We start from the raw sequence: 14018 nt of genomic DNA, 5'->3' as shown, positions 1-14018 counted from the left end.
CACAACGATCATTGGATCGCGAATGGCGCGATCACATCCATCGAGAAAAGGCCCTGCGTGCGCTTTGGACCGTTCGGCCCGAAGAAGGGCGCCGCATCATTCACCGCCGCCTCCCATCGAAATTCGGGTCTCAGGATCAATCCTGAGAAATATGGAAGCCCCGTCAGCTTTTGCGAAAAAGTGACTCCGGCGGTGATCGCAAGATAGCTCGTCCCTTGTCCCTGCGGCTGCACAATGACCGATGGAGCGGGAGAGCCGTGTTCGGAGTTGACGCTGTCGAAGTAGCCCGGATAGGCGGCGGCGAAGAAATTTTTGGCGTCGCGCCAAAATTCGACGCGCGCGCCAAGTTTGATCGAATCGTCGATCTTGTACGTCGCATATTGGGCGATCCCATATGCGTTGGCTCCGCGAGGATGTTGCGGGATGAGAGAAGTATTCAAACCGAAGCCGTTCGGAAGAGCGTTAAGCGCATCGAAATAGGATCCGAAAACCGATACGGGGTACCAGCCGCTCTCCCGAAAATAGCTGATGTCCGACGTGAAGCTCAGGTTTTCCGTGACATTCCAGGTCGCCGTCAAATTATTGAACATCCGCCAGGCGTTGTTGGGATTGCAGGCGCAAGCCGCAGGAACGCCGCCGATGACGCCATCCGGCCAACCCACCAACAAAGGGTCTTTCACATTCGGATTTTCTGGTCCGGAATGTGTAATCGCGAGGATCGAAAGGTCGCCATCGAGCAGGTTGAGACCAAAGCCGGCATGAATTGAGGGCGAATTATTATTGTCGCCGGGCCAGCCGATTGAGGTGTCCACACCGGAGACAATGCCGGCGTATAGATCGAGCCAGTCCGTTGCATGGACGATCGACATGATGCCGGTGTCGACGAAGGGTCCGAAATTCGAGCTGTAGGAGCGCGTATAAAAAACATTATCCTTCGACGTGAGCTTTTCGAAGCCATTATAGCTCATGAATTGTCCGATAGTGACGTCAACGCCGCCCTTGGTCAGAATTGGCAGGTGGACTTGGAGATTCGCCTCGACGATCGAAAGCTGCGTGCGATCGTGAATGAGATATTCGGTCTGGCCCAGGAACTGCGTGTAACGAGCGTCTGTGCCGAGCATTCCGATGAAGCCAAGCCCGAAGTCCAGGCCGGTCGCCTTCTGGTCGAGAGGACGCTCCACGTTCAGTATCGCTTGATTGAATTGCGGCCAGTTGGCGCGATCGGTTTCAAGATGACCGAAATTTATCTTGTTAAAGGGACGCGCGAAGTTGACGGCCACGCCTCCCGACAAGAAGCCGTCGATCGACAGGCTATCGAGCCAGCTTGGCGTCGACGCCGATGGCTTCGTCGCCCCGTCGTCGCAAATGGCCTGCGACGTCGAAAGAAAAATGATCGCCGCCATCGCGAAGACGTTTCGGTTCATCGCACGCTTCTTTCATGGGGCAAGCTTGCGAATCGCGAAAGAACAAAGGTGCGCTAACGCGACGCGCGCTTTTCCGCTCTCTCCTTATACGCGTCAATTTTTTCCATCACCATGTTCCAGGCTTCGCGCTCGGCCTCGCCGGCGGTTTTGTCGATGGCGATCTGCAGATAGGCGAGTTCGCTCTCGATCTTCTCGCGTGGCAGCATGTCGAGCCGCGTCGCGAGAATCGCCGCTTCCAGCACGGCGGCGCGCGCCCGGTTCATGCCGAGAAAGGCGCGATGCGATTCAATCCGCCTCACTCTGCAGAAGAAGCGCGGCCGCGATTCATGCTCCTCGACGCGTGCGACAATGAGTTCGGCGTGCGCCAGCGCGGCGGAAAGGCGCGGCGCCGGCCAGTCTTCGATGTCGGTGAGCGGCCAGTTGCGTTGGCCGACGACGAGTCCGGCAAAAATTCGGGCGTCGTCGGTAAAGCTCGCCGTCGCTTTGGGATTATGCGTGAGATTGAACAGGGTCGAGGAGGGACGAAACGGCGCGGCGATCCAGAAGCCGTGTTCCTCGATCAATCCGAGCGGCGCGATATGCGGTCGACCTTCCGGCGACAGCGTCGTGACGACGCATTCATGTATCAGGGGCATCTTTTGCAGGTCCTTCGCCCGCTTTGCGCATCGTGTGACCCATTTCCTTGAAGCGCGTCGCGTCCTCTTCGTTAATCTCCGTCGCGACGCCGAAGTCGAGCGGCTCGTCTTGACGATAGCGCTTGCCGAGCTTGTAGGCGATCTCGGCTTTCATCAATTCCGCGCCAAGGTAAAAAGCGTGGGCGCCGTCATGTTCGACGGCAAGATGCGGGAAGAGCGCCATCGCGTCGGCTGCGACATGGTGGAACCCTTTCGCGTAAATATGCACGCCGTCCTGCGTCACATCTATGCGGAAGTTAGCATCGCGCAGTTCGCGCGCAAGCGCGGCAATCTCCTCCGGCGTTGCAGCATAAGGTTTGCGGTCGTGGATCTGCAGCAGGGCGTCGCTATAGCCTTTTGGCAGAGCGCGGTCGGCGCGCGCCGCAAACATCAACCGCCTCGCGGCGTCGTGCTCCTGCAGCGTTCGCCGCGTATGGGGGGACACCTGCACCGTCAGCAGATGCCGGATGTCGAGCTCGGAGCATATGCCAAGCATCGCCGCGGTGACGCCGGCGGAGTCGGCGTCGGTCAGCTCCGTGAGATTGCCCGTTCCCATCATGATCTCGGCCTCAGGCTCGCGCGCGCGCAGTTCGACGTAGCGGGCGATCGAGGCGGCGAGGCCGAAATGAATCGGATCGAGGATCGGATCGAGAATGGCGCTGATTCCGCGCGCGCTCGCGCGGCGGGCGGCGCGCTGCAGCGAATCGAGATCGCCGTGCGGGCGCGGCGTCAGAATCGGAATCACGGGCGAATTGTCGGGAAGGATCGACAGCGTTGCTTCGTCCAAACTCAAGAGGTGATCGACGCCGGCCCTCGCCGCGCGTTCAAGCTCGGCGACATTGGCCGAGTCGACGCTCACCTTCAGGCCGTGGACCTTGAGCGCCGCGATCGTGTCCTCGAGATGATCGAAAGGCGTATCCGGCAGACAGCCGAGATCGATGACGTCGGCGCCGCCGGCGGCGAGTTCGCGCGCCTTGACCGAAATATCCGCGACGCTCATCTTTGACGCGTCGACGATCTCGGCGAAAATCTGCATGTCGTACCGCGAGAGATCCGGCGCCGCGCCGCCGCGCCCGAGATAGGCGGGAAGATCCGCGATCTCTTCCGGCCCGCGTTCAAAGGCGACGCCGAAATCCTCGGTCAGCACGGCGAGGTCGGCGCGACAGCGCCCCGGCAATATGACGCGGTCCGCTTGCACGGGTCGCGGCAGGCGCCGGTGAATGATCTCCTGTGTCATGAGCGCCGCGACCTTCACGCCAATGTCGTGGATACGCCATTCCTGCGCCGCTTCGCCGAAGCTCGCGACCATGCGCTCCAACCGCGGCAGTGCAAGATGGCCGGTGAGGAACAGCAGGCGCTCGCTCATGCGGAGCTTTCGTTAGGGTTGCGGCTCGACTTCGCGGCGGCGGCGCTCCACCGCCTCCTGCAGCGCCGCGAGACTCTCGACGACCTGCGTCGCTTCGAAGGATTTGAGCGCGTCGGTGTTCTGCAAATCGATGCGGCGCGGATAGACCATCACCATGCCCTTGGGCGCGCGCGTCTCGAGTTCGGGCGCGGTGTCGCAGGCGAAGACGATCGTCGGCACGCGGCATTTGCCGGCCTGCGCGAAGACATTCGTCGCGAGATTGTCCGAGATGCCGGCGACGCATTTCGCAACGGTGTTTGACGTCGCGGGCGCGAGAACCAGCGTGTGGTAAAAGTTGTAATAAAAATTCCCGACCGGCGCGGCGCTCGCGGTGGTGTCCTTAAAGATGCGAACCGTCTCTGGCAGATCGAGATCGTGCTTATACATGCGCACGACTTCCGCCGCCGCTTTGCTGACGAAAAGATCGACGTGATCGAGCGAACGGATCATCTCGAGACATTCGGTGAAGAAATGCCCAGATCCGGTGAGCGCCCAACCCCAGCGCGGCGTGACTACTTTCTTTTTGGTCATCAGGCGAACTTCCGCGTTGGAAAATTTGCGATGGCTGCGCCCGGCGGGACGCCATCGGCAAGAAGCGCGGCGGCGCGCGGGAGAGACGAGGGGCCGGCGATAAAGAGCGGCGTTCCATCGAGATAATCCGGAAGCGCCGAATCGACAACGCCCTTGCGCACAATCTCGGTGAGTAAGGCGCCATCGCCGACATCGACGCTCTTGATCAGCATCAGCGCGCAAGCGCCCATTTTTTTGGCAAGCCAGGCGGCGAGACTGTCGGAGGTAACGTCCCAGGAGGGCGCAATGTCATCTGCGGCGGCGACCATGGCGCTCGGCCGCCAAAGGGCGATTTGTCCTCGAGCGTGCGCCGCTGCGATTGCGCCACGAGAGGCCGCGAGCTCCAGCGAATCGTCACGATTCGCGAGCGCCAGCGCATATTGCTCCATCGCCAGAACCGCCATGGCGTGCGCGGTCTCATCGTCGTAGCGCATTGTCGGCTGCGCGGCGCGCACCGCGTCGGCGAAGGGTCCGCCGCCGGGAACGATCGTCAGCGGCCGCGGATAGCGCTTCAGCGCCGCAAGCCAATCGGCGAGCGCCGGGGAAGCATTCAGGCTTCCGCCGAGTTTGACGACGAGGGGCGCGTTACTTGACGGCATCGATGCGCATCGGCGCCGGCTGCAGGCGACGCGCGTCCTCATGGGCGCGCGCGCGGCGGATTTTCACGCCAACGGCGCCTGGCGCGACATCGAGCTTTTCGACCTGGACGGTGACGGCGCGCACGCGTTCATGCAGCAGCACGCTTTCGGCGAGGCGCTCGGCGATCGTTTCGACCAGCTCGATATGGCCGCCGGCGAGGATCATTTTGATCGCGTCCATGATCACGTCATAGGAGAAGATCGAGCGCATGTCGTCGGAGCCGTTGATGCGGGTTACATCCGCTTCGACGTTGAAACGCACGCGTTGCGTATGGCCGTGTTCATGGGCGTAGGCGCCGATCTCGACGGGCGCGACATAATCCTTGAGAAACACGCAATCGGTGTCGTTCGCGCCTGCAGGCTCGATATAGCCGCGGCCGAGGAACGACAAATGGGCGAAAAAATCGGCGTGCGCGCCTCGGGTCGATGGGATCAGATCGCGGATCAGCGTCGTGGCGCGGGCGTCGATGGCGGCGCGGCGCTCGCCATGCGCGCAGAGCGCGCCGCGAAAACCAAGCACGTCAGCGCCGGTGACAAGCAGGCGCGGCACGTCGGGAGACTCCAATGCGCCAGCGAGCCCGGAGGCGAGCCCGAGCGCGCGGCAGCGCGCGACGAATTCGGACAGCGCGCCGACGCTCATAAAGTCGAGCAGTCGGCCTTTTCCTTTATGCGCGGTATCCAGCATCGCGCCATGAAAGCCGGCGCCGGCCAACGGCTCGAGATTGTCGAACTCGGGGCCGAGATCGGCGAAGAGGACGGCGACGAGCTTTGTTTTTGCGGTCAGCGGCGCTAGCGCCTCGATGATCTCGACGGCGTCGGTGGTCGCCGGCAGGGCGAATTTCACATAATCGACGCCTGCCGCGACGACCTCTTCAAAGTCGCGCAGCGCATGCGCGACATCGTGCGGCAGCTCGACGACGGCGCTGACCGGCCGCCGGCCGTCGACGAAGGCGACAATGTCTGCGACGGCGTCGAGGGGGAGGGCGCCCAGCGCGCCGCGCGAGGGCGCCTTGCAGTCGATGATGTCGGCGCCGCGCGAGAGGGCGATCTCCGCCTCATCGCGGGAGAGAACGCTCGCCAACATCAGGGTCATGAGTTCTTAGCTCCAGTCGTTGCGCAACGCGCATCTGCGCGCTTGTGGAGCAAATTTTTCCCGAATCCAAGTGGGCTCGCGCGCCTACCCTCCTGCTCGCGCTGGGCGCCGCCGGACCATTGCGTCATTTTTTCCCAACCCCAAGCATGCGAACATGCTCCCCGAAACAGGAGAAATCCGTGAAAATCCTCATCGTTCTCACCTCGCACGACAGGCTCGGCGACACAGGCCGAAAGACAGGCTTCTGGCTGGAAGAGCTTGCTGCGCCCTATTACGTCTTTCTCGACGCCGGAGCCGAGATCACGCTTGCCTCGCCCAAGGGCGGTCAGCCGCCGTTGGATCCAAAGAGCAATGAACCCGAATTTCAGACAGATCTCACCCGCCGGTTTCAGGCGGACGAGGCGGCCAAGGCGCGCCTCGCGGACACGGCGCGGCTCGACAGCGTCCGTCAGGACGATTTCGACTCGGTCTTCTATCCCGGCGGCCATGGGCCAATGTGGGATCTCGCCGAGGACCCCGATTCGATCAGGCTGATCGAATCCTTCATCCGCGCCGGCAAACCCATCGCGCTCGTGTGCCACGCCCCGGGCGCTGCGTCATGTCGAAGGTCCCGACGGCCGGCCGCTGGTCGCGGACAAGACGGTGACCGGCTTCACCAATGGCGAGGAGGAGGCGGTTGGCCTCACCCACGTCGTTCCGTTCCTTGTCGAGGACGAGCTTCAGGCGAAGGGAGGGCGCTTCTCGAAGGCGGCGGACTGGGCCCCCTATGTCGTCCAGGACGGCCAGTTGATCACGGGCCAGAACCCGGCGTCCTCCGGTCCGGCGGCCCGCAAGCTTGTGGAGGCGCTTACAAAAGCGTGAGGCCCGGCTCTCTCGGCGATGTCGCGGCGCCGGCGAAACGGGCGGCGCGGCTCATTCCACCACCGAGCCGTTGGCCGCCAGCACCGAGGCGGCAAGATAGAGCGAGCCTGCGATGAGCACGCGCGGCGGCGCGTCGAAACTGCGCGTCGAAAGGAGCGCGAGCGCTTCCTCGACGCCGGACGCCGCCGCGCCGGGCATCCCCTCAGCCCTGGCGAGGTTCGCGACATCCTCGGGCGGCCAGCTCTTATGCTCGCCCTCGACCGGCACCGCGACAACCTCGCGGGCCAGTCCGACGAAATGCTTCAGCAGCGCGCGAATATCCTTGGTCGTCTGCGCGCCGCAGATCAGGGCCAGCGGGCGCGGCGCCTTGTCGTGGAACTCCGCCATCGCCTCGGCCAGAACGCGGCCGCCATCCTCATTATGGCCGCCGTCGAGCCACACCTCGGCGCCGGGCGGCGCGAGATCGACGATGCGCCCGCGTATGAGCCGCTGCAGTCGCGCCGGCCATTCGGCGCGCGTCAGCCCCGCTTCGATCGCCGCGGCCGGAATCTCCGGGGCGACGGCGCGCAGAGCGGCGATCGCGCCGGCGGCGTTTTCATGCTGGTGGCGTCCGGCGAGCCGCGGCAGCGGCAGATCGAGCAAGCCGCGCTCGTCCTCATAAACGAGGCGACCATTCTCGTTAGAGATGTGGAAGTCTCGACCGGCGACGATCGGCGACGCGCCGACGCGTCGCGCTTCTCGCTCCAGCGTTCGCGCCACGGGCTCCGACTGGAAGCCGATCACGGCCGGCGCGTCCTTCTTCAATATTCCGGCCTTCTCATAGGCGATCTTTTCGACCGTATCGCCAAGGAACTCGAGATGGTCGAGGGAGATCGAAGTGATGACGGCGCATTTGGGCTGCGAGATGACATTGGTCGCGTCGTAGCGCCCGCCGAGGCCCGTCTCGAGCAGCAGCCAGTCGGCCGGCGCTTCGGCGAAGAGCAAAAAGGCCGCCGCCGTCGTGATCTCGAAGAAGGTGATCGGCTGCCCAGCGTTCGCCTGTTCGCAGCGTTCGAGCGCCGCCTTCAGACGTTCGTCGTCGACAAGCGTTCCGCCGCCGTCGGCGCCAAGACGAATCCGCTCATTGAAGCGCAGCAGGTGAGGGGACGTGTAGACATGCACGCGCTTGCCGGCGGCTTCGAGCATGGCCCGCAAAAAGGCGATCGTCGAGCCTTTGCCGTTGGTGCCGGCGACGTGAATGATGGGCGGCAGTCTGAGCTCCGGTCGGCCGAGCGCGGCGAGCAGCCGCTCCGTGCGCCCCAGCGACAGATCAATCCTCTTGGGATGGAGCGTGAGGAGTCGCGACAGGATCGCGTCGTGCTGATCCATTGCGGCTGCGCCTCGCGATGTCAGGCGGCGGCGCGTCGCGGCGGCGACTTGGTCAGGAGACCGCACAGGCGGGCCAGCGTCTCGCGCAGCTCCTGACGCGGCACCACCATATCGACCATGCCGTGATCGCGCAGATATTCGGCGCGCTGGAAGCCTTCAGGAAGCTTCTCGCGGATCGTCTGCTCGATGACGCGGGCGCCGGCGAAGCCGATGATCGCGCCGGGCTCGGCGATCTGCACGTCCCCGAGCATGGCGTAGGACGCCGTCACGCCGCCGGTCGTCGGATTGGTCAACACGACGATATAGGGCAGGCGCGCCTCGCGCAGGCGCTGCACGGCGATGGTCGTGCGCGGCATCTGCATGAGCGAGAACATGCCCTCCTGCATGCGCGCGCCGCCAGACGCCGTGAAGATCACGAAAGGCGTGCGCTTGGCGAGGGCGTATTCGCAGCCGGCGATGATCGCTTCGCCGGCCGCCATGCCGAGCGAGCCGCCCATGAATTCGAAATCCTGAACGGCGACGGTGACCGGGGAACCTTCGAGATTGCCGAAGGCGACCGTCACGGCGTCCGCCATGCCGGTTTTGACCCGATATTCTTTCAGCTTGTCGACGTAACGCTTGATGTCGCGAAACTTGAGCGGATCCAGCGGCGCTTCGGGCGTCGGAATCAGCTCGCATTCGGCGTCGTCGAAAAGGCTGGCGAGCCGCGTCTCGACGGGACAGCGCATGTGGTAGCCCGAGCCGGGCACGACATAGAGATTGGCCTCGATGTCCTTATGGAAGACGAGCTGGCCGCTCTCGGGACATTTCACCCAGAGATTTTCGGGCGCTTCGCGCTTGATCAGCGCCTTGATCTTCGGCGGGACGACGTTCGAATACCAATTCATGACACGAGCCTCGTCAGCCAACTCATCACGCCGCCCTTAGGGCGGGCGTCGCGCACGCCTTCGGCGATGGACGCGACGAGCCCCGTCACAGCGCCAACGCTCGAAGGCCCGGCGCGGCCCTCCGCGTCGAGCGAGGCCTTAAGCGCTTGGACCAGCGCCGTGCCGACAACGACGCCATCGGCGTTACGGGCGAGCTCGGCGGCGTTTTCCGCATTTTTGACGCCGAATCCGACGGCGATCGGCAGCGCCGTGTGCCGCTTGATGCGCGCCACAGCCTGACTGACGCCAGCGTAGTCGGCAAGCGCCGCGCCGGTGATGCCGGTAAGCGACACATAGTAGACGAAGCCGCTGGTATTTTCGAGCACCTTGGGAAGCCGCTTATCGTCGGTCGTCGGCGTTGCGAGGCGGATGAAATTCAGCCCGGCCTCCCGCGCGGGGGTGCAGAGTTCCGAATCTTCCTCCGGCGGCAGGTCCACGACGATCAGGCCATCGACGCCGGCGTTCCGGGCGTCGCGCAGGAAGGCGTCGACGCCGTAAACATAAATCGGATTGTAGTAGCCCATCAGCACGATGGGGGTGGCGTCGTCTTCGGCGCGAAAGTCGGCGACGAGCTTTAAGGTCTTCTTGAGCGTGGTCCCCGCCTTGAGCGCGCGCAGGCCCGCCGCCTGGATCGCCGGTCCATCCGCCATCGGATCGGTGAAGGGCATGCCGACCTCGATGACGTCCGCGCCGGCGCCGGGCAGGCCGCGCAAGATGTCGAGCGACGTCGCGAGATCCGGGTCTCCCGCCATCACAAAGGTCACGAGGGCGGCGCGCCCTTCCTTTTTGAGGGCGGCGAAGCGATCATCGATGCGGGTGCGCATAAGCGACAGACGTCCTTCGTAAGGCGACGAAATCTTCAAAAAGCCCTCTCGACCGGGCGCCGCCGGACCTTTTCGGCTCTCAGGCGAGCCACGCGGGCCGCCGTTGCTTAGTGCCTGGGTCCCGTCCCGTCCACTGTTTTCGCGCGCGCTAAATCGTCACTTGCGCGCCCAGTTCGACGACGCGGTCGGACGGGATTGAGAAGAAGTCCGTGGCGTTGGCGGCCTGGCGGGTGAGCGCGACATAGAGCTTGTCCTGCCAGACGGGCATTTCGGAGGAGGGGCTTTCCTTGATCGAACGCCGCCCCAGGAAGAAGCTTGTGGTCATGATGTCGTATTTGAACCCGGCTTTGCGCATCGCGGCGAGCGCGGCCGGAACGCGAGGACTCTCCATGAAGCCGTAGTGGAGCGTCGCGCGGTAGAAATCGTCGCTGAGCTTATCGATTTCAAAGCGCTTGCCTGGCATGACCCGCGGCCGGTCTTCGGTCTTCACGCAGATCACCAGCACGCGCTCGTGCAGAACCTTGTTGTGCTTGAGATTGTGCATCAGCGCGGTCGGCGCGACAGCCGGATCGCTCGTCAGAAAGACCGCCGTGCCGGGCACGCGCGTCGGCTTCGACTTCTGCAGCATCGCGATGAGCTCCATCATTGGAATGGAGTCGCGATGGGTTTTCTCGGCGAGAAGACGCGTGCCGCGCGTCCAGGTCCACATGATGATCATGACGCAGCCGCCGAGCGCGAGCGGCACCCAGCCGCCATCTTTGACCTTCATCAGATTGGCGGTGAGAAAAGCGAATTCGACGACTAGGAAAGAGGCGGCGAAGAGGATCGCCGCGAACAGCGGCCAGCCCCATTTGCGCCAGGCGACGATGAACAGCAGCGACGTCGAAAGCACCATGGTGCCGGTGACAGCGATGCCATAGGCGGAGGCCAGCGCCGACGAGCTCTTGAAAGCGATGACCAGCAGCAGCACGCCGATGAGCAGCAGCCGGTTGATGCGGCCGATATAGATCTGGCCCTCCTGCGACGCCGACGTATGCGTGACTTCGAGACGCGGAATGAGGCCAAGCTGAATCGCTTGCCGCGCCAGCGAAAACGCTCCGGTGATCACCGCTTGCGCGGCGATTGTCGTCGCCAGCGTCGAAAGGACGACAAGCGGCAAAAGTCCCCAGTCCGGCGCGAGCAGGAAGAATGGGTTGCCGACGGCTTCGGGGCGCGACAACACGAGCGCGCCCTGACCAAGATAGTTGAGCAGCAGCGCCGGCAACACGAATCCGAGCCAAGCCGTACGGATCGGCCCGCGACCGAAATGACCCATGTCGGCGTAAAGCGCCTCGACGCCGGTGACCGCGAGGAAAACCGAGCCGAGGACGGCGAAGCCGAGCCAGCCGTGGGTCACGAGGAAGGCGATGCCTTGCCGCGGATCGAAACTGCGCAGCACCTGCGGCGCTTCGGGAATATGCATCGCGCCCAACACGCCAATGGTCAGAAAAAAGACGATCATGATCGGCCCAAAAAAAGCCGCCACACGCGCCGTTCCGTGACTTTGCACCCAGAATAGCGTGACGAGAATGAAGATGGTGATCGGCAGAACGAATTCGCTGAAGCGGTGAGTGACAAGCTCCAGGCCTTCAATCGCCGACATCACCGAGATCGCCGGCGTGATAATCGCCTCGCCGGCGAAGAGCGCCGCGCCGCCGACGCCGAGCATGAAAGCGACTTTGGTGCGACGCCCCATGGCGGTCTGGGCCAAGGCCATCAGCGAAAGGATGCCGCCTTCGCCGCGGTTGTCGGCGCGCATGACGAAGATGACGTATTTGATCGTCACCGTGAAAATCAGCGCAAAAATAAGCAGCGAGATGGCGCCGATGACGGACTCCTCCGTCAGCGCGTCATGCTCCACCTGATGGGCGAGCGACTCGCGCAGCGCGTACAGCGGGCTGGTGCCGATGTCGCCATAGACGACGCCGATCGATCCGATGATGAGGCCGGCGAGCCCGCCCTTGGCGCGCTCGTCTCCGAGTTGCGCATGAGCTTGCGTCCCATCGCCGCCGGAGGCGGGACCGGCGTCGGATCGCTGCATCATGGGAGGTTTCCTTTGAGAGGAGCGCGCCGCGCCTCTTGTCGACGGTCTCGGAAGAGGGCGCTCGCCCGGGGCGAGAACGAGGGCACCAAGTTCTCCTCTCCTTCGGCGTGGGTCCGCCGATGACGGTGCGGCGATATACGCGGTTTTGCGCGCAAAGAGAAGTCGAGGTTGCGGCGCAATATTGGCGCGCCAGACTTTACGCCCCCTGAAGGGGTTGGCGGTGGTCGGCCGTCTGGACACGGCCCGTCCTTTTCATAGCTAATCCCCGACGCCAGCTCTGTAGGAGGCCTCGTGACCCCGCCTGTGAACAACCAAGCCCGGTTCGCCCACGCGGCGCGCGCGCCCGCGCCAAGCGCCATCGCCACGGACGCGGAGGGACTTGAGGCGGGCATGACGACGCTGCCGGGCGGCGCGCCGGCCTATCTCGCGCGGCCACTGGCGGGGGCCAATTTCCCGATCATTCTCGTGGCGCAGGAAATCTTTGGCCTGCACGAACATATCCGCGACGTCGTCAGGCGTTTCGCGAAGCTTGGCTTTGTCGCCATCGCGCCCGACTTCATCATTCGCTACGGGGATCCGCAAGAAGCGCCAGACATAGAGGCCATTCGCGCCATCGTCGCCAAAGTCCCCGACGCCGAAACGATGGCGACGTTCGATCAGGCGCTCGCTTACGCCGCGGCGAGAGGCGGCGACGCCAAACGCGCGGCGATTACCGGATTTTGCTGGGGCGGCCGCATCGCCTGGCTCTATGCGGCGCACAATCCGCAACTCCTCGCCTGCATTCCCTGGTATGGGCGGCTTGATGGGCCGCATACGCCGGCGCAGCCACGCTGGCCAATCGACATCGCGGGGGAGCTGAAAACGCCGACGCTGGGGCTGTACGGCGGCGCCGACCCGAGCATTCCCGCCGAACTCATCGAGACCATGCGCGAGCGCCTGAAGACGGCGCAGGCGCCTGCCGAGATCATCGTCTATGCCGATGCGCCGCATGCGTTCTTCGCCGACTATCGCGACAGCTATCGGCCGGACGCCGCCAGCGACGCCTGGGAAAGGGCGCTGGCCTTCCTGCGCGCCAAGGGCGTCGGGTAACCGGGCTTACCGCGGGACGAGCGCGATAATCCGCGCCGGGCCGCCCGAGCCTTTTTCGATCTTCATCGGCAAGGCGACGAGGATCGCGCCCGTCGGCGGCAGCTCGTCGAGGTTGGTCAGGTTCTCGAGCCCGCCGATATTGGCGGCGCCGATGATCCGGTGCACCAAAAAATCTTGTGACGGTCCGTTGTCGACGCTCGCCGTGTCGACGCCGATGAGGTTCGGGCGGCGCTCTTTCGCGAGCCAGGCCGCCGCCTCCGGGCCAAAAGACGGAAAATGGAGGTGGGTCGCGTCGCCCGGCGTGTCGTCGCCAAGATAAGCCTTCTTGTCGGGCCAGCGTGCGCTCCATCCGGTGCGCAGCAGCACGATCGCTTTGTCGGGAATACGGCCATGCGCCGCCTCCCAGGCGGCGATGTCTTCGATCGTCAGCAAATAATCCGGGTTCGCCGCGGCCTTAGCGGCGACGTCAATGACGATCGCCGGGCCGACGAAGCGCTCGACTGGGATCTCGGCGTTTGTCCAGCGGCCCTCGGCGAAATGCATCGGCGCGTCGAGATGCGTGCCCCCATGCTCTGGCGAACAAAATTCGTTGGCGAAATAGAAGAACCCAGCCTTGGTCGGCCCCTTGTGCAGCACTCTGAGCTCGAAACCCGAGGGCGAAGTCGGCCAGTAGATGGTTTCGGCGTTGAAGGCGTGGCTGAGGTCGACGACTCTGCTCGACGCGAGATCGAGGCTCTGAGCTTGCGCCGGTTCGAGTCGGGCGGCGGAGAACGTCAGACAAAGCAACAGACCGCCTAACGCTGTTCGTTTTTTCATATCGGGACGCTCTCCAGAAACGCGCAAGCGCGCAGCGGATCAAAAATCGCTAGCGATTCCTTTGACTTCCCAGTCGCCGTAGCGCGCCGGGTCGGGTCCGTCGCGGCCGCCAACTTCTTGCGGCGGGGCGGGAGCTTGCGCGGCCTCGCGGCGACGCGCCTGCGCTTCGGCCAATGCGCGCTGCGCGGCGGGCGACGCCTGCGCGCGCCGCTCTGTCGAATTCGCTGTGTCTTCTGCCTTCGACACG

General features: G+C 64.1%; 13 protein-coding genes and 1 pseudogene. 2 read left to right on the top strand and 12 right to left on the bottom strand.

The annotated features are described in order from the left end of the window. Nucleotides 1-8: 8 nt before the first annotated feature. Genes EHO51_RS11430 through EHO51_RS11405 form a run of 6 tightly spaced genes read right to left on the bottom strand, consistent with a single transcriptional unit; the run spans nt 9 to nt 5804 of the window. Nucleotides 9-1424: an outer membrane beta-barrel protein gene (locus EHO51_RS11430; protein WP_124739003.1), complete on the bottom strand. Its 1416-nt coding sequence runs from the start codon at nt 1422-1424 to the stop codon at nt 9-11. Nucleotides 1425-1477: 53 nt separating this feature from the next. After that, nucleotides 1478-2059 (bottom strand): DUF447 domain-containing protein, encoded by a 582-nt coding sequence (locus EHO51_RS11425; protein WP_109026598.1) that lies wholly within the window; start codon nt 2057-2059, stop codon nt 1478-1480. Then, entirely contained in the window at nt 2043-3464 is a 1422-nt protein-coding gene (locus EHO51_RS11420; RefSeq protein ID WP_124739002.1) for a DUF6513 domain-containing protein, read from the bottom strand. Before EHO51_RS11420 ends, EHO51_RS11425 begins: the two co-directional genes overlap by 17 nt. 12 nt (nt 3465-3476) lie before the next feature. Next, nucleotides 3477-4034, bottom strand: a complete 558-nt coding sequence (locus EHO51_RS11415) for a flavoprotein (protein WP_018409685.1) — start codon at nt 4032-4034, stop codon at nt 3477-3479. After that, nucleotides 4034-4672 (bottom strand): uridylate kinase, encoded by a 639-nt coding sequence (locus EHO51_RS11410; protein ID WP_124739001.1) that lies wholly within the window; start codon nt 4670-4672, stop codon nt 4034-4036. The genes EHO51_RS11415 and EHO51_RS11410 overlap by 1 nt, the downstream gene beginning before the upstream one ends. Beyond that, on the bottom strand, nt 4659-5804 hold the full coding sequence (locus EHO51_RS11405; protein ID WP_124739000.1) for a (5-formylfuran-3-yl)methyl phosphate synthase: 1146 nt from the start codon (nt 5802-5804) through the stop codon (nt 4659-4661). Before EHO51_RS11405 ends, EHO51_RS11410 begins: the two co-directional genes overlap by 14 nt. A 179-nt stretch (nt 5805-5983) precedes the next feature. On the opposite strand from EHO51_RS11405, the pseudogene EHO51_RS11400 reads away from it, so the two are divergent. Continuing rightward, nucleotides 5984-6665: pseudogene (locus EHO51_RS11400) on the top strand (type 1 glutamine amidotransferase domain-containing protein). 51 nt (nt 6666-6716) lie between these two features. On the opposite strand, the gene EHO51_RS11395 reads toward EHO51_RS11400, so the two are convergent. From EHO51_RS11395 to EHO51_RS11380, 4 genes are all read right to left on the bottom strand, one after another. Beyond that, on the bottom strand, nt 6717-8033 hold the full coding sequence (locus EHO51_RS11395; protein WP_124738999.1) for a bifunctional folylpolyglutamate synthase/dihydrofolate synthase: 1317 nt from the start codon (nt 8031-8033) through the stop codon (nt 6717-6719). A 20-nt stretch (nt 8034-8053) separates the two neighbouring features. Continuing rightward, nucleotides 8054-8920: an acetyl-CoA carboxylase, carboxyltransferase subunit beta gene (gene accD / locus EHO51_RS11390; protein ID WP_124738998.1), complete on the bottom strand. Its 867-nt coding sequence runs from the start codon at nt 8918-8920 to the stop codon at nt 8054-8056. Further along, nucleotides 8917-9783 carry a tryptophan synthase subunit alpha gene (trpA, locus tag EHO51_RS11385; protein ID WP_124740129.1) on the bottom strand — a complete coding sequence of 289 codons (867 nt, stop codon included), beginning with the start codon at nt 9781-9783 and terminating at the stop codon, nt 8917-8919. The genes accD and trpA overlap by 4 nt, the downstream gene beginning before the upstream one ends. A gap of 148 nt (nt 9784-9931) precedes the next feature. Next, nucleotides 9932-11866: a potassium transporter Kup gene (locus EHO51_RS11380; protein ID WP_124738997.1), complete on the bottom strand. Its 1935-nt coding sequence runs from the start codon at nt 11864-11866 to the stop codon at nt 9932-9934. A gap of 291 nt (nt 11867-12157) precedes the next feature. Between EHO51_RS11380 and EHO51_RS11375 the strand changes: the two genes are divergently transcribed. Continuing rightward, nucleotides 12158-12955, top strand: a complete 798-nt coding sequence (locus tag EHO51_RS11375) for a dienelactone hydrolase family protein (protein ID WP_124738996.1) — start codon at nt 12158-12160, stop codon at nt 12953-12955. Between the two features lie 6 nt (nt 12956-12961). Here EHO51_RS11375 and EHO51_RS11370 read toward each other — a convergent pair whose 3' ends face one another. Both EHO51_RS11370 and EHO51_RS11365 read right to left on the bottom strand, forming a co-directional pair. Continuing rightward, nucleotides 12962-13771, bottom strand: coding sequence for a cyclase family protein (locus EHO51_RS11370; RefSeq protein ID WP_124738995.1), 810 nt, complete (start codon nt 13769-13771; stop codon nt 12962-12964). 39 nt (nt 13772-13810) lie between these two features. Further along, nucleotides 13811-14017, bottom strand: a complete 207-nt coding sequence (locus tag EHO51_RS11365; RefSeq protein ID WP_124738994.1) for a DUF1674 domain-containing protein — start codon at nt 14015-14017, stop codon at nt 13811-13813. Between the last annotated feature and the right edge of the window lies 1 nt (nt 14018).

This window comes from Methylocystis rosea, from assembly GCF_003855495.1.
GTDB classification, from domain to species: domain Bacteria; phylum Pseudomonadota; class Alphaproteobacteria; order Rhizobiales; family Beijerinckiaceae; genus Methylocystis; species Methylocystis rosea_A.
This window is presented reverse-complemented; position numbering and strand designations above follow the sequence as displayed.

What these genes read in the sequence shown, in the direction of transcription:
- EHO51_RS11395 (WP_124738999.1), bottom strand. Translation starts at nt 8,033, where the DNA reads ATGGATCAGCACGACGCGATCCTGTCGCGACTCCTCACGCTCCATCCC.
- EHO51_RS11415 (WP_018409685.1), bottom strand. Translation starts at nt 4,034, where the DNA reads ATGACCAAAAAGAAAGTAGTCACGCCGCGCTGGGGTTGGGCGCTCACC.
- EHO51_RS11425 (WP_109026598.1), bottom strand. Translation starts at nt 2,059, where the DNA reads ATGCCCCTGATACATGAATGCGTCGTCACGACGCTGTCGCCGGAAGGT.
- EHO51_RS11380 (WP_124738997.1), bottom strand. Translation starts at nt 11,866, where the DNA reads ATGATGCAGCGATCCGACGCCGGTCCCGCCTCCGGCGGCGATGGGACG.
- EHO51_RS11420 (WP_124739002.1), bottom strand. Translation starts at nt 3,464, where the DNA reads ATGAGCGAGCGCCTGCTGTTCCTCACCGGCCATCTTGCACTGCCGCGG.
- EHO51_RS11405 (WP_124739000.1), bottom strand. Translation starts at nt 5,804, where the DNA reads ATGACCCTGATGTTGGCGAGCGTTCTCTCCCGCGATGAGGCGGAGATC.
- trpA (WP_124740129.1), bottom strand. Translation starts at nt 9,783, where the DNA reads ATGCGCACCCGCATCGATGATCGCTTCGCCGCCCTCAAAAAGGAAGGG.
- EHO51_RS11430 (WP_124739003.1), bottom strand. Translation starts at nt 1,424, where the DNA reads ATGAACCGAAACGTCTTCGCGATGGCGGCGATCATTTTTCTTTCGACG.
- accD (WP_124738998.1), bottom strand. Translation starts at nt 8,920, where the DNA reads ATGAATTGGTATTCGAACGTCGTCCCGCCGAAGATCAAGGCGCTGATC.
- EHO51_RS11370 (WP_124738995.1), bottom strand. Translation starts at nt 13,771, where the DNA reads ATGAAAAAACGAACAGCGTTAGGCGGTCTGTTGCTTTGTCTGACGTTC.
- EHO51_RS11410 (WP_124739001.1), bottom strand. Translation starts at nt 4,672, where the DNA reads ATGCCGTCAAGTAACGCGCCCCTCGTCGTCAAACTCGGCGGAAGCCTG.